Here is a 13,767-nt window from a genome sequence, read left to right on the forward strand (position 1 = left end):
GCCGCAGAACTAGTAACGCCACTGATCACCTGCTGAGGTTCCAACTCGCTTCTTCGTCTCCTGCTAGCGACCGAACACCAACGCCGTGACAAGTCTCGTACCAGATCGGATCTTCACCCGGGTAACATCCGGCCCGGCCAAACGGTCACGTACCGGAACAGCAGATTCATGTGCCAGCAACCTGGTTAAGACGAGAGAGCACACGAATTCTCTCAATGGGTTGTCAAGGCTTGCACCTTGCACTATCGAGCAAAGTCAGAAAACTGACTCCCCGCACTCCCCGGAGTCGGCCATCGATAGCGTCTCTCGCAGAGCCCGAATCCACCTCCCGCCACTTCAGGGGGCGCCTTGTGCATGTCGTTTCAGTAATGAATTATAAGGGCGGGGTCGGCAAGACAACCCTCACCGCGAATCTGGGCGCAGAGATCGCCAACCGAGGCCACAAGGTGCTCCTGCTCGACTTGGACCCTCAGGCCAATCTCACCTTTTCGTTCTATAGCGTCGATGAGTGGCAGTCGGAGCTTCGCAAAGAGCGCACGATTAAACGGTGGTACGACGGCGAGATGCCAGGCCGAAACGTACCACTAGCCAAGTTGGTCGTCACTCCACCGCGAGTCAATGAGTTCGTTCAAGGCAGCGGAGGCCAGCTCGACCTTATTTCGTCGCACCTGGGCCTGATTGATATCGACCTTCTACTTGCAGCGAGGCTCGGTGGCGGAACAACCCTCGCCGAGTCCAAGCGGAAATACATCCAGTTGCACAGCTGTCTCGCCGACGGCCTGTCCGACCCCGCATTCCGCGAGTATGACCTCGTCCTCATCGACTGCGCACCGAACTTCGGGCTGGTCACCAAGACCGCTATCGTAGCCAGCAATCACGTTCTCATGCCGGCGAAAGCTGATTATCTCTCCACTCTGGGCATCGATTATCTGGCAGGTAGCTGCGACAAGCTGGTCGCCGAGTACAACGACTACATCGACTACAACGGAGCCGACAACGGTGGTCGACAGAAGATTAGCCCACGCTTTCTGGGTGTGGTCTTCACTATGATCCAAACGTATGCCGGCCGGCCGATCGTGACACAGCAGAACCACATCGAACAGGTTCGCCTCAACTCCGAGGTACCAATACTGAACGGGGTCCTTCGAAACAGTCCGCGCCACTTCGGCGACGCCGGCGCGTCCGGCATTCCCGCAATGGTGCGGGCGCCAATGGATGATGACGTGGCCGTGGACTTCCGTCGGCTCACCAATGAGTTCGTGAAAGCATTTACCGGACACAAGGACACCGCATGACTGCGGTGACCACGCTGCTGATCCAAGTAAACCAGCGGATCATTGACTTTCTGCGTCAGCAGCCCGAGGACCAACTGGTCGCCTTCGCGGAGGGCCGACTCTCCCTTTCGTTCATGGACCACGCATCCGAGGGCGTGACGGTGTCGACGGTGCCTCGCATGCCCCAACCCCAGGAGCTAGAAGCGGCCTCGTCCGAAAGCCAAGCATCACCCGCCCCGGCTCCTCCCACCAGCCGACGGCGAGCTGCCAAGAAGGCCGCAACCGTGAAGAAAGTCGCGACTGCACCGTCCCCGCGCAACACCTCTGCCACCAGGTCGTCACCGGGGCCGGAGCCGGTACAGATCGCCGAGACGCTTCGCGGTCTCGAGACCGTCGAGGACGGCGCAGCCTACCTGGCCAAGCTGAAACCAACGGTCGCATTGTTGCAGGAGATCGGCGCCGAACTTGGACTGAAGCTCAGCAAGCTACGCAAGGACGAGTTGGTGCGGAAGGTACTCGAGCAGGCCATCGGTGCTCGACGCAAGTTCGCGGGGCTTCGGCAGTGGTAGTCCACGGAGCGGAATCACCGGTTTCCGGTACGCCGTCGGTCCCGCGTGTACCGAGGTCAATGTACCTGCTCGGCGGTCGGAGAGTGATGGTTCGCGATCTGATCGAGGCAGGGCTTCTCTCGGCGGAAGCATCGTTACGATTCGACCGGCCCCGCGTTGGCGTCACCCACCGGGCGTTGGTCACCGAGACTGGGCGGGTCCGGCTGGAGGACGGCCAGGAGTTCAGATCTCCTTCGCGCGCTGCCGCGGTGGCCGCCGGCATGCGTGCCGTGGACGGATGGCATGCCTGGGTGGTCCAGTCCACCGGACGACCTCTCGATGCACTTCGGCAAGAACTTCTCGACCAGGCCGTCAAGCGAGCGGTCGACGACGCTCTCCGCATCGATGACGAGGCCGCTCTCCCCCAACGAGTACACGAGCGCTTACGGGAGGCCCGCATGCGGGCGGATGCCAACGACCCGGAGGAGGTCTCCGTCCGCGAACTCCTGTCGCTGTGGGGGGCGAAGGGTCGGGGCGACCAGATCAGCGGAATCGAGGCGGACCTTGCCAATCACGGGCTCGTAACCCGGCCGAGCTTCCGCAAGGTAACGCTCGACTCGACGGTTCACCTGATCACGGCCTCACAGGAGGTACCCGAAGAGAACAACCAGGTCGCTGAGGTGGTGTCGGTGGACAGCGATGAGCCGGAGGAACTGAACGTAGGGCTCACGGTCGGCAACCTTCCATCGGCACTGGGTGGGGTTTTCTCGTTGTCACCAACCGCCACGTTCGAACAGGCGGTGACGATGATGCTGCTCAACGACTACTCCCAGCTCGCGGTCCTGTCCGGAAGTCACACCCTGCGCGGCGCTGTGACCTGGAAGTCGATCGCGCAGGCCCGGCACGCGAAGCCATCGGCGAGTTTCGGGGACGCCATCACCTTCGCACATGAGGTCCGGTACGACCGGGACCTGATTGACGTACTTCCGATCCTGGAAGCGTCGAATTTCGTGTTCGTCCGCGACGAGAACAACGCGATCGCCGGCATCGTCACCACAGCCGACGTGGTGCACGCCTACGGGGAGATGGCAACGCCCTTTTTCCTGATCGGCGAACTCGACCAGTCACTCCGTTGGATCATCTCCCGGACGTTCGAGATCGACGACGTCATCCGCCTCTGTGACCCGAAGGGCTCGCGGAGAATTGAGTCCTTCGACCAGCTGACGATGGGCGACTACAAACGAGCCCTTGAAAACCCCGAGGCCTGGGCGAAGCTTGACTGGCCACTGGACCGCGCCACATTCATCAACCGACTGGACGAAGTACGCGAGATCCGTAACGACGTTATGCATTTCAATCCGGACTCCTTGCCGAAGGACGCGGTCGACAAGCTCCGAAACATCAATAAGTTACTCCGCGAGTACTGTGAATGACCGGTTGACGGTTGGTACTTCGTACTCGACGGACTGGATGGCATCGGCTCTACGGGTCGCAGGTGTACACGTTGCACCAGGTCCCTACTTACTGGAAAACACATCAACCACAGCAGACCACAGAAATGGTTCGCCCTCTTTAGCCGGACGGATTGCTTCGGTCGGCGTGACGATAGCACCGCAGTCACGAAGAAGCCCGAGGCTACGGGCGAACGCCGGATGAGCGGCGAGCGCGGCCTTCACGTACGGAGCGACGACGATGGGAAGCCCGAGGCCGAGGGCCTCGTTGAGAACGCCCAACGCGAAGGTGTCGCTGATACCCGCCGCCCATTTGTTGATGGTGTTGAAGGTGGCCGGTACGACGGCAACCGCATCAGCCCGCGGGAGCACGTCAGGGTCGTCGGGGTGCTTGTAATCCGATCGGACCGGGTAACCGGTTCGCTCGATGAGATCCGGAGTATCGATCCAGGACGCGGCCCGCGGCGTGGCGATGACGCACACCGTCCAGCCCCCCTGCTGCGCGAGAATGATCAGCTCGCCGATGCTTCGCGCCGGCGGGGCTGCGCACACCACGAGATAGAGGACCCGTCCGGCCGCACGTGTGTGGTCGTCCATGTCAGGCGGCTACCCCTGCCCGCTCGGCGAGTGGTCGCAAGCCGGGCGTAGCCGCGCTTCGTTCACGTCGCAGCAGCTTGGCGAGGAGCGTCCGCGCCGCAACGTTGACGCGTACCGACTGCTGCGCGATGCGTTCCGCCTCCAACAAATGCAGTACGGCGAGAGCGTCCCCGCTCCGTCGTTGCGCATACGCGGCGGCAAGGTCCAGGTGCACCTGAGCACGCCGGCCGATCAGAGGACGCGGTAGCCGCGAAGTGTCGAGCCGCTCGCCTATTTGGGTCGCTCTATCCACGTCGCCGAGCGCGGCGGCCACGGAAACCTCATGGATAGCAACGTTGGTCGGTCCGAACGCCGTCCACACACGGTTGTCATCGCGGCCCAGCCGCTCGGCCAGCGCAGCGGCTTGGGCAAGATACTGTCGCGCTGTTTGACGGTCGTTACGTTGAGCAGCAATCAGAGCCGCGAGTAGCAGCAACGATCCCCGCGTTGAAAGGCGGTCGGCGTCCGGCGCGCAGCCGGGTCGGGCGAGATCTTCCGCCGTTGTCGTTGTCAGTTCCTCGGCATAGGAGCACTTGTCTGGGAATCTGAGCAGCGCACACGCCACCTGGTAGGCGGCGGCAGCCGACAGCGCCGTCGACTCGGCCAACTGAGCCGCCGTCGCAGCGCGGTCCGCAGTGACCCAGGCGAGTTGACCATCCCCAGCCTTGCTCGCCAGTTTGGATGCAGCGATGTAGGTAGCCGCTTGTACACGAAGAGCCCGCTGCCGCTGGCCTCCCGAGGACCTGACCGCCAGTTCGTGCGCGTCACGAATCAAATCCGGAAGCATGCGACCCGCCGCGTCGTAGTCAGCGCGTTGGTACACATCATGTATCTGCGCAGCGGCGACCTCGATGGCGCCCACCGGTTGGCCGCATTCACCGGAATCGGTGAGTGGTCGATAGACGTTCAGGGCAGAGCGCAGCCCTTCAAGCACAGCGGCAGAGGAGTCGTCCAAACATCCTCGGTTGCCGAGATCATGATCGCCTGCCGCGACCGGATCACCGCACTCACCTGCGAACGTCCGGATGATGTAGAAGCCGAGGTCGGCATCACTGGCTGCTTTCAGGACCGTTCGGAATGCTTCCCGGTACAGTTCGCCTGGCCAGCGATGTTGTCCGCGTTCCAGCTTGCCGACGTAGTTGCTGTCGAGAGTGACCTTCCGGCGATGCTCTTTCCACAGGTAGGCATTCACCGCCTCGGCCAACTCCTGGCGCGACATTGGCCGCCCAGAACCTGAGGGAGAGAGCAGACGACGCCGAGCGTCGCTCAACTGGTTGTTCGGCGGTAGCTGCCGATAGTCGCGCACCGTGCCGAGCCTCCCCCACCGAACAAGTTGTCGCGACGCCTAGGTGACAGCGCCAGCATGACAGCGAGAACGCACGCTCACAAGGCGTTACATCTCGCAGGTGCGCGCTGCTCGACGGGCATGTTCGGCGCTCAGCGAGGGCTGTCACTCGGCATAGTCAAGGCAGTTTCTATTGCCAGTCGGCGCGCATGTAATCGTCGATTCGCGAAGCACCTCCTGAGCCCCGACCCGGTGTCCCTGACCGATGACAGACGCTCCTGTGAGGTCATTGCGAGGCGGCAGAAACGGCAAATCTAGGACCCGTCTCCCGGTAACTCTCCCCTCTGTCTCCCGGTAACTCGGGGTTCCCGTGTCACGGACTGTCCGTGATCGTGAACGTACGGCGCGCGATGCCGTGGTAATCGCCGTACCCCGATGGACAGCCGCGGCTGGCACCAGTACCGGGAAGCCTGGCCGATCTCGAGTCGACATGCGAGGCGATGCAACGCCAGGGCCGGATTCACGACGACCGAATGGAGCCGACGGTGGACGATGACGACGACCACAGCGCCGAACGCTCACGGCGACGGCGACTCACCGTTTCCCTCGCTTCAATGGCGTCCGAGGCGGACATCATGGAAGCGGGCCGCCTGCTCAACGTTCACCGGCCGCGCACCGTCGTCCGGCGCGCCTGCACCGGTTGCGGTCTGGCATGGCCGTGCCTGGACACCGTCTACGCCTGGGCCGTCACCGGCACGAAGCCTGAGCCGCCCCCCACGAGCGGCGGGCACTGAGCGGCGTGGGCGAGTACGAGTCACAGGTCGTCGCGTTCGCCCGATACGCGACCGCACAAGTCGCGCACTGGGACCGGGTCGTCGCACTGCACCAGGCCGACTGCACGGGTTGCTGCCGATTCTGCGGCCGAGTGTGGCCGTGCGACGAAGCGCGGCACAGCCGGCGGATGGTCGACCATTTCAGCCAGTGGGCGCTGACCGACGAGCAGCCGGCGCCAGATCCCAACCTCGTCCGCCCGTACGTCAACGGCTAATGCCCATAACGGCCACCGGCGCATCCGCCCTCCGCGTTTTCCCACCTGGGAGGACGGCTCGATAACCTCCTGCATATGGCATCAGTCGAGGAACTCACCCAGCGGCTACGCACCTTCGCCGACGAGCGGGACTGGGGTCAGTTCCACACGCCGAAGAATCTCGTCATGGCGGCCGCCGGCGAGATGGGCGAGCTGGTCGCGGAGTTCCAGTGGCTCACCCCGGAGCAGTCCGCCGCCGTGATGGAGGATCCGGAGGCCGGTGGCCGGGTACGCGCCGAACTCGGCGACGTCGTCATCTACCTGACCCGGCTCGCCGACGTTCTGGGCGTCGACCTCGTCCAGGCCGCGCTCGACAAGCTCGAGCACTCGGCCAAGCGGTACCCGGTCGAGTCGTCCCGGGGATCCGCCGCGAAGGCACCTCACGATCAGCCGCCCGCGCCATAGCCCTGCGCTGATCAGCTCGCTACAGTCGTGGCAACCAATGCGGTCCGACGGGCTTCCGGCAGCACCGGATATGCCCCCCATCCGCACGATCACTTCGTGGTGCCCGGGGGCACTTCTCAACGTCGGAGCTCCGCACTTCTGCGGCCGGTCTTCTTCAGTACGCCAATGACGGCAGCCTGGCCGACCGGATCGCGGAGCAGCTGAGGATGAGCGGCCACGGCGTCGGTCAGGCCGAGCGCCGGTCGTGGGAACGCAGCCTGCCGATCCTCGCGCAGGGCGTCGTCGACGCGGGTCTGGCCAGTTCGAGCGATCAGGGATGCCGCCCACTGCTGTCGTCGTTGGCCGCACCGCCTGCCTACGAAGGGATCGACGCAGTAGGCTCGCCGGGATTCTGCCCGACCGCCACCCAAGCTGCTGGTGAGTCTGACCAACTGACAGCAGCGGAGGGCCTTTGCTTCCGGAGTGGGAGCCCTAGAGTGTCGGTCGTCTCGCGTAGGCTCGCCGCGTGAACACGAAAGCAGGAGGAATGCGGCAGTTCATGCTTGATGGGACGATGGCGACATTAAGTGCCATCCCGGTGGAGGCCGTCGAGCACGGCGAGATCTTCACGCGTCGATGGGTTGTCGATCTGATCCTCGACCTCGCCGGCTACGACGAGGAGCGCGATCTCGCGTCGCTGGTCGCAGTTGAGCCAGCCTGTGGCACGGGAGCATTCCTGGAGCCGATGGTCGTCCGGCTCAGCGAATCGTTACGACGACACAACCGCACCCTTGATCAAGCCTCCGGCGCCATCCGCGCTTTCGATCTCTTGCCCCGGAACGTCGAGTCCAGCCGGCGCCTGGTGGAGAAGGTACTCATCCGCGACGGTTGGCCAGCCGAAGACGCAATAGCGCGCGCGGAGGACTGGGTGCAGGAGGGCGACTACCTCCTTGCTGACCACCAGGATGAAGGCGTCGACTTCGTGCTGGGTAACCCGCCTTACATCCGCCTAGAGGATGTCCCGACCGATCGCATGCTGGCGTACCGGGCGGCATGCTCCACGATGACAGGGCGATCGGATGTGTACGTCGGGTTCTACGAAATCGGGCTCCGGTCACTTAAGCGTGACGGAGTGCTTGGCTTCATCTGCGCCGACCGTTGGATGCGCAACCAGTACGGCCGGGAACTACGCAAATTCATCGCCGATAGCTTCAGCGTTGAGGCGACGATCATCATGCACGATGTGGACGCTTTTGAAGAGCAGGTGTCGGCGTACCCTGCGATCTCGATCCTGCGTCGTAGTCAACAAGGTGCCGCCGTCGTCGCTGATACGAGTGAATCATTCGGCCCGGATGATGCGGCGACCGTCTTGGCGTGGACCCGGGATGGCCAGTCCCATGCAATCAGGACCGACCGGTTCGAGATCGCGCGACTGCCCCACTGGTTCGATGGCTCCGATTCGTGGCCGGCCGGCTCACCGGCTCGTCTCGCTTTGATCGAGGAACTGAACGATCGATTCCCTCTTTTGGAGGACCAGACGACAGGCACGCGGGTCGGCATTGGCGTCGCTACAGGCGCCGACGGCGTCTTTGTGACCAAAGACGCCGACGTCGAGTCGGACCGCCTACTGCGACTATCGATGGTCCGCGACACGATTTCTGGCACGCTGACCTGGTCCGGGCGCTACTTGGTTAATCCCTGGGACGACCAGGGCAAGCTTGTTGACCTGGAGGCCTACCCGCTCCTGCGCGCTTATTACGAGCGGCATGCCGATGCGCTGAAGCGACGGCATGTTGCGGGCAGGCGACCGGCCCACTGGTATCGGACAATCGACAAGGTCGATAGTGCGCTGACTGCTCGTCCCAAGCTGCTGCTCCCCGACATGAAGCTCACCATTCATCCAGTCCTGGATGAAGATGGATTGTATCCGCACCACAACCTGTACTACATCGTCTCGGACGACTGGGACCTGCGTGTGCTCGGCGGCCTTCTGATCTCCCGCGTGGCCCAGGCCTTCATCGAGGCTTATGCCGTCAAGATGCGCGGCGGCACCCTCCGCTTCCAAGCGCAGTATCTACGTCGTATCCGCGTACCCCGGCCCGAGACGATCTCGGATGCGGACCGTGCCATGCTCGCCGATGCTTTCGAGAAGAGAGACACTGTGGCCGCAACCGAGGTCGCCATGCGGGTTTACGGTATTGATTATGACTGGAACGAAAGCTGACAGGGCGAAGATCTAGCCGAGTACAGACCGCACATAGTTAACGCGGCCCTGAACGGCAACTCGGAAGCTCTTGCCCGTTGCAGTGGCAAGCGGTTCGTCATATGTGACGCGCCCGTCATCGTGGGACTTCGTCGTGATAAACCAGCCAGCCTGGTAGACGTTGTCACTCACGAAGCGGGAAATCATTTCCTGGTATCGCTGGTTGTATGACAAGCCCTTGAAGGTCTGATCGGCCATAAAGAGTGCATCAATGGACCTGTTCGACTGTTCGGTTTCCTGAGTTTCTTGCAGAACGAACACGTAGCCAAGCCATGGCGGAACCTCACCGAAAGCATCGAACTTCTTCTGGGCGGCCCATGTGTCCGTTGCCGTGCCGAGGGCTTCTTCAAACCGGTTATTGATGTTCTTTCCGACGCTACCAACCTGGGATTTGAACTCAAGGGCGGCGACGAGAGCGCCCTTGTAGCGAATCGCCATATCCCAGCGCTTGCGGGCCCGGTAGTAGCCAGGAAGGAAGGGTTCGTAGGTGATGGAGTCTTCGGGGAGTCCCGCGTCCACAAAGATTTTTGCCACGAGGTCTCTGATGCCATTCATGTGGCCTGCGGCGCGCGCCCCGCCTCCAGCAAGCCCGCCGTCTGGCAGCGCGGCAAGTTGATCGGCCCTCGCTGTCCAGAAGAGCGAGACAGCAGCCTGGGTCGGATCGCTCGGCACAGATGCATGGTTAACGGCCAAGGTTGACTCCTGGTGATCGACACATGACACAGATGGAGGTCTTGATCTTAAGGGTGCGTCAGCGGATCGGTACACATCTGCGTCAAGTGACTCTTGACGGCAACCGCCTATCGCCGGTGTGTCTGCCGTCGGCACATCCCTCAGGAAGCAGATGCCGCGCGGGGCACCGCCCCGACACGACCGTGACCCACCTACTGGAGCTCTGGCGGGCTCGGGTGCCCGTCTGCACCGGCGAAGCGTCTGGAGATGCGGGGCAGCGGCAGCGTCGAGCCGTAGCGATGACCTGGAGGCTGCGGACCTGCCCATCCTTCGAGGCGCAGGCCTTTCGCCACAGTGCGGACCACGAAGAGTTCGACCAGGAATCCTTTGTCGCTGCCCTCGTCGCACAGATCCGCTTAGTGGCCGGTTTCCTCGTGCCCTCCGCGAAAGCATTACCTGGTCATTACTTCTACATGTCTTGATCAAGCTGGGTGACGGCCAGATCGAATGACATTAAGACCATCTGACCTGCATTGACGCATACCGCCCCTTGATTTGTCCCGGATTGGCTTGCTTGCCACCGAAAAACTGCGCTCTCGAGATTTGACGCGCAGTGCATCCAGGGGTAGTTGTATCGACGGCGCTCACGCCAGGTCCGCAAGTCGCGGGCGAACTGAGCTGAGCCGGAAAGGCGATGCTTCATGTCTGCACCGATCTTCCCGGAATCAGGCGGGGACGGCCCCAACGAGGTCGGACCCTCCGTCGAACCGTTTGTGGTCGATCACCACCTGGTGAACAAGATCAAAGCCCAGGCCATCATCGACGCGGGCTATTGCCGCGAGCAGGACGGCCAGGTGTACTCGGACGAGATGCAGCTAAAGGTCGCCATGCTTGAGGCGATGATTAACCAGCATGTCGCCAAGGGCCAGCGCGACCTTGCAAAACGGGCGATCACAAAGTTCGAGTTGTACGCCGAGATGCTCCCGAACGCGCCGGGCGTTGAGTCATTGCCACGCACTCCCGAGGAAGCGGCGGCTCAAGATCAGCTGAAGAAAACGCTTTGGAGCTGGTTGAACGCCGGCACTACCGGATACGTGCAGGTGCGGGTCGCAGAATTAGGATACGTACTATGCGAAGCTCCGGTCTCTCGCACGAAGGTCAACGAAGAGACCGGGAGGCGAGAACCAACGACGGAGACCGGCCGATTTCTTACCACCAATCGTCAGCTCATTCTCAACCACTACACGACCCCGGCGGGAACCCGCTTCCTCGCTGCCGCCCGCAAGCTCGACGCACAGCTCGGACTTGTAACCGCGCGCCGCCCCGAGCTCGCGGAACCCATTGAGAAGCAACTGAGCGTGGTGCTAAGGCAGGCGCTGGAATCCATTCGGCACGCTGATGTCCGGCAGGCGGCGGCGCTGACGCGTGATCACACTGATGACGCCGAGCAGGCGTGAGCCCATGGAGACCTTGCTCCCAGACGAGTGGGACGACTGGCTAGCGGAGGGGGAGCGACTACTCAGCGCGCCGCCACTCCGCCGTAGCGATCAGTCTGCCCGCGGTTTCGAAGACCCCAAGTTCGCGCTCGGTGATTTCTTAACCAACATCCCTCTTGACTTGGTTGAACGACTTGCCGAGGATCTTGACAGTGATCCTGCGCAGTTCCGTATATACCGCGAGGTTGCACTGAAGGTGCCGGCTGACCGGCGAGTTAAGGCGTCCTGGACCGTCCATCGTGATCTGCGTGACCGCCTCGACCTACTGCGCGACGGCTTGACCGTGAGACAGGCCGTAGCTCGCGCTGGAAAGCGACAAATCGACTCGAAGGCGGACCAAAACCTGTCAGTTGAGGAGCGCGCGGCGAAGGTTCGGGCTTTCCTCGCCGATCCGGAGGTCTACGCCCTCATTGAACAGGAAATGACGCGCTCGCGGGCCGACCGAAAAGTGCGTCATGGGGCGCGACTAGTACACGAAGAACTAACGAAAAAAGAGAAGGCGGCACAAGCTGAACTACGCGAGCGGAGGGAAGCAAAATCACCGCTCGAAGCCACGCTCAAAGCCCAAATAGACGTACTTAGAGCTGCCCAGTTGGTGCACGCGATTAGAGAGTCACTGTCCGACTTGCCGGAACCCGAACGGCTCATCGACGCCCTGACTGAGTTAGACGCCCAGGTGGCCGCCACTCTCCTTCGAGGACAAACAACACATGAAAACGTGGTGGTCATTGACGCTGAGTCGTGGCACGACCGGACTGCACGAGCGGCACTCGTCCACTCAGACCAGCGGTCGTCGTCGCCGACGGGGCGGGCCGTTATCGACTCGATCGACTGACGGCCCGCCCGCGTTCGGCCACTAGGGCCGCCTTGTTTGGGTCTACGCCTTCTACTCCTGTCCCGAAGCCATCCCGTTCGCCATCGACCCACCCTTCGGGGAGCGGGCACGGCCCGGGCCGCCACGTCGAACAGACCGTGAGGTAGGTACGGATGCTGGCGGTCCGGGCGGCGGTCTGCTCGGCTTGCCCGGGTCGACGGCGGGCGAGATGGCCTAGAGCAACCATCCACCCGCTGCAACCCGCCTACGGATCTTGGCCATCCTGGAGCCGGAGCGCCCCCGCGGGAGACAAAGAGCCCAACCATCGCGGCGCGCAACTTGCGCTACGGCGCGGCGTGGCTGCCACGCCGCGCCCCCAACTCGCCGCCGGCCGGCTGTCGGTCCACTCACATCAGCTGCCCTCGGCGCTGTCCGTTCTTCGACGGCCCGAAGGCTTTGCGCTGTTCGCGCCAGCCGATGGGCGTGAGCCTGGTCGCCGCCGAGCACGAGCGGGAGCGGCGGCCAGGCGCCCTGTCGGCGGTGCGGGCGGCCCGTCTCGGGCCGCCTCGAAGACGTTCAGAAGCCGCTCCCAGTTCGGAAGTAACTGCCGACGCTGGCCGGTTTCCAGCCGGGTGCAGGCCGGCAGGCGCTTAGCCAGAATCCCGAACACGGTGGCCATGTAAATGAGCCATGATCGCCTGGTTGGCCTCCCACCCGTCTGGGAACTTCACCGGCACGTTCAGGTGCACCGGCTCCGTCGATGGATGAGCGTCCAGCAGCTCCGGTATCCCGGCCCGCGCCACCACGATGCACGCGTGCCGATGCCGTGACGCCAGCACGCACAGCCGCCCCGACTCCAGGTGGAACGCCGTCGCATCGCGCCGCCCCGAGAGCGGGTGCAGCACGATCGTCACGTCGTACTCGCGGCCCTGGAGCCGGTTCGCCGTGTCGACGGTGATCTCCGACGACTCGGGCAGGTACGACCGGATCGCCGCCACCTGGTCGCGGTGCGCCGCCCCGATCGCGACCCGAGCCTCCGTCACCGGCGCACCATCAGGCGCGACCTCCGAATACGCCACAGCCCCGCGCTCCACCACCCGCTGAGCCAGCGCAGCACACGCCGCAGCCGCCTCGGCATCGGTACGCAGCGTGTGCTGGGACGGCAGCTCATACAGCGCCCACCCGGTGGCAGCCGCCATCTCCACGGCGGCGTCGACCGCCCCGCCACCAACACCAGAGGTGGACAACGACAACCGACGGTCCCCCTCACCCGTCCCCGACGTGAACTCCGCGAACGGATAGAACGCCTGCGACACCACCGGCGCCGCCGAGTACGGCAGCCGCCACGACACCGGCAGCCGGTGCACCGGCAGATCGGGGTTGTGCCGCAACAACACCGCCACCGCGCTCTGCATCGGGTCCCACGTCAGCCCGGTCCACCGCTCGCTCTCCACGACGGAGAACGGGTCGAGCTGCCCCGGATCCCCCACGAACAAAGCCTTATCGAACCGGTTCGCGATGCGCAGCAGCATGTCCGAGCGCATCTGGTATGCCTCGTCCACGATCGCCCACGGCCACTGCCCCTCCGACAGCGTGGCCCACTTCGCGGCCGTACCAATCACAATCAGCGCCGGTCCGAGGTCGGCCACCTTCGACCCGACCGTCACGGAGGCATGCTGAGCGACCCGCGGTGGCGCCACGTACCCCTGCGCCGACAGCCGCCCGATCCCCACCCCCGGCGGCAGTGCCGGCACCAGCCGGGCGATCAGGTCGTCCACCTGCTCATTCGTCTGCGCCACAATCATCAGCGGCAGCTGACCCGACGACACCATCGAAGAAGTAGCCCGCACAACGAGC

General features: G+C 63.5%; 13 protein-coding genes. 9 read left to right on the top strand and 4 right to left on the bottom strand.

All coding sequences use genetic code 11. The annotated features are described in order from the left end of the window. Positions 1-215 precede the first annotated feature (215 nt). From HC028_RS21135 to HC028_RS21145, 3 genes are read left to right on the top strand one after another with little or no spacing between them, the layout of a single operon-like run. On the top strand, positions 216-1,295 hold the full coding sequence (locus HC028_RS21135) for a ParA family protein (RefSeq protein ID WP_275408250.1): 1,080 nt from the start codon (positions 216-218) through the stop codon (positions 1,293-1,295). Next, positions 1,292-1,843, top strand: a complete 552-nt coding sequence (locus HC028_RS21140; RefSeq protein WP_168079125.1) for a hypothetical protein — start codon at positions 1,292-1,294, stop codon at positions 1,841-1,843. The genes HC028_RS21135 and HC028_RS21140 overlap by 4 nt, the downstream gene beginning before the upstream one ends. 59 nt (positions 1,844-1,902) lie before the next feature. After that, the gene (locus HC028_RS21145; RefSeq protein WP_168079126.1) at positions 1,903-3,255 is read left to right on the top strand and encodes a restriction system modified-DNA reader domain-containing protein; all 1,353 of its coding nucleotides are present in this window, start codon (positions 1,903-1,905) and stop codon (positions 3,253-3,255) included. Between the two features lie 84 nt (positions 3,256-3,339). On the opposite strand, the gene HC028_RS21150 is transcribed toward HC028_RS21145, so the two are convergent. Further along, positions 3,340-3,870, bottom strand: a complete 531-nt coding sequence (locus HC028_RS21150; RefSeq protein ID WP_168079127.1) for a flavoprotein — start codon at positions 3,868-3,870, stop codon at positions 3,340-3,342. Position 3,871: 1 nt separating this feature from the next. Beyond that, entirely contained in the window at positions 3,872-5,128 is a 1,257-nt protein-coding gene (locus HC028_RS27150) for a hypothetical protein (RefSeq protein WP_203981319.1), read from the bottom strand. Positions 5,129-5,739: 611 nt separating this feature from the next. On the opposite strand from HC028_RS27150, the gene HC028_RS21160 reads away from it, so the two are divergent. From HC028_RS21160 to HC028_RS21175, 4 genes are all read left to right on the top strand, one after another. Then, positions 5,740-5,988, top strand: coding sequence for a hypothetical protein (locus HC028_RS21160; RefSeq protein WP_168079128.1), 249 nt, complete (start codon positions 5,740-5,742; stop codon positions 5,986-5,988). A gap of 5 nt (positions 5,989-5,993) precedes the next feature. Next, the gene (locus HC028_RS21165; RefSeq protein WP_168079129.1) at positions 5,994-6,242 is read left to right on the top strand and encodes a hypothetical protein; all 249 of its coding nucleotides are present in this window, start codon (positions 5,994-5,996) and stop codon (positions 6,240-6,242) included. 75 nt (positions 6,243-6,317) lie between these two features. After that, on the top strand, positions 6,318-6,686 hold the full coding sequence (locus HC028_RS21170) for a nucleotide pyrophosphohydrolase (RefSeq protein WP_168079130.1): 369 nt from the start codon (positions 6,318-6,320) through the stop codon (positions 6,684-6,686). A 505-nt stretch (positions 6,687-7,191) separates the two neighbouring features. After that, a complete protein-coding gene (locus HC028_RS21175; RefSeq protein ID WP_239075461.1) occupies positions 7,192-8,889 on the top strand; it encodes an Eco57I restriction-modification methylase domain-containing protein in 1,698 nt (565 codons plus the stop codon). Positions 8,890-8,901: 12 nt separating this feature from the next. Here HC028_RS21175 and HC028_RS21180 read toward each other — a convergent pair whose 3' ends face one another. Then, entirely contained in the window at positions 8,902-9,600 is a 699-nt protein-coding gene (locus HC028_RS21180; RefSeq protein ID WP_168079131.1) for a PaeR7I family type II restriction endonuclease, read from the bottom strand. Positions 9,601-10,301: 701 nt separating this feature from the next. Here HC028_RS21180 and HC028_RS21185 point away from each other — a divergent pair. Together HC028_RS21185 and HC028_RS21190 are read left to right on the top strand one after the other, a co-directional pair. Then, positions 10,302-11,057 carry a hypothetical protein gene (locus HC028_RS21185; protein WP_168079132.1) on the top strand — a complete coding sequence of 252 codons (756 nt, stop codon included), beginning with the start codon at positions 10,302-10,304 and terminating at the stop codon, positions 11,055-11,057. Between the two features lie 4 nt (positions 11,058-11,061). Further along, entirely contained in the window at positions 11,062-11,931 is an 870-nt protein-coding gene (locus HC028_RS21190) for a hypothetical protein (RefSeq protein ID WP_168079133.1), read from the top strand. A 629-nt stretch (positions 11,932-12,560) separates the two neighbouring features. On the opposite strand, the gene HC028_RS21195 is transcribed toward HC028_RS21190, so the two are convergent. Then, positions 12,561-13,709, bottom strand: a complete 1,149-nt coding sequence (locus HC028_RS21195) for an AAA domain-containing protein (RefSeq protein WP_338091290.1) — start codon at positions 13,707-13,709, stop codon at positions 12,561-12,563. Between the last annotated feature and the right edge of the window lie 58 nt (positions 13,710-13,767).

This window comes from Planosporangium flavigriseum (assembly GCF_011947225.1).
Classification (GTDB): Bacteria; Actinomycetota; Actinomycetes; order Mycobacteriales; family Micromonosporaceae; genus Planosporangium; species Planosporangium flavigriseum.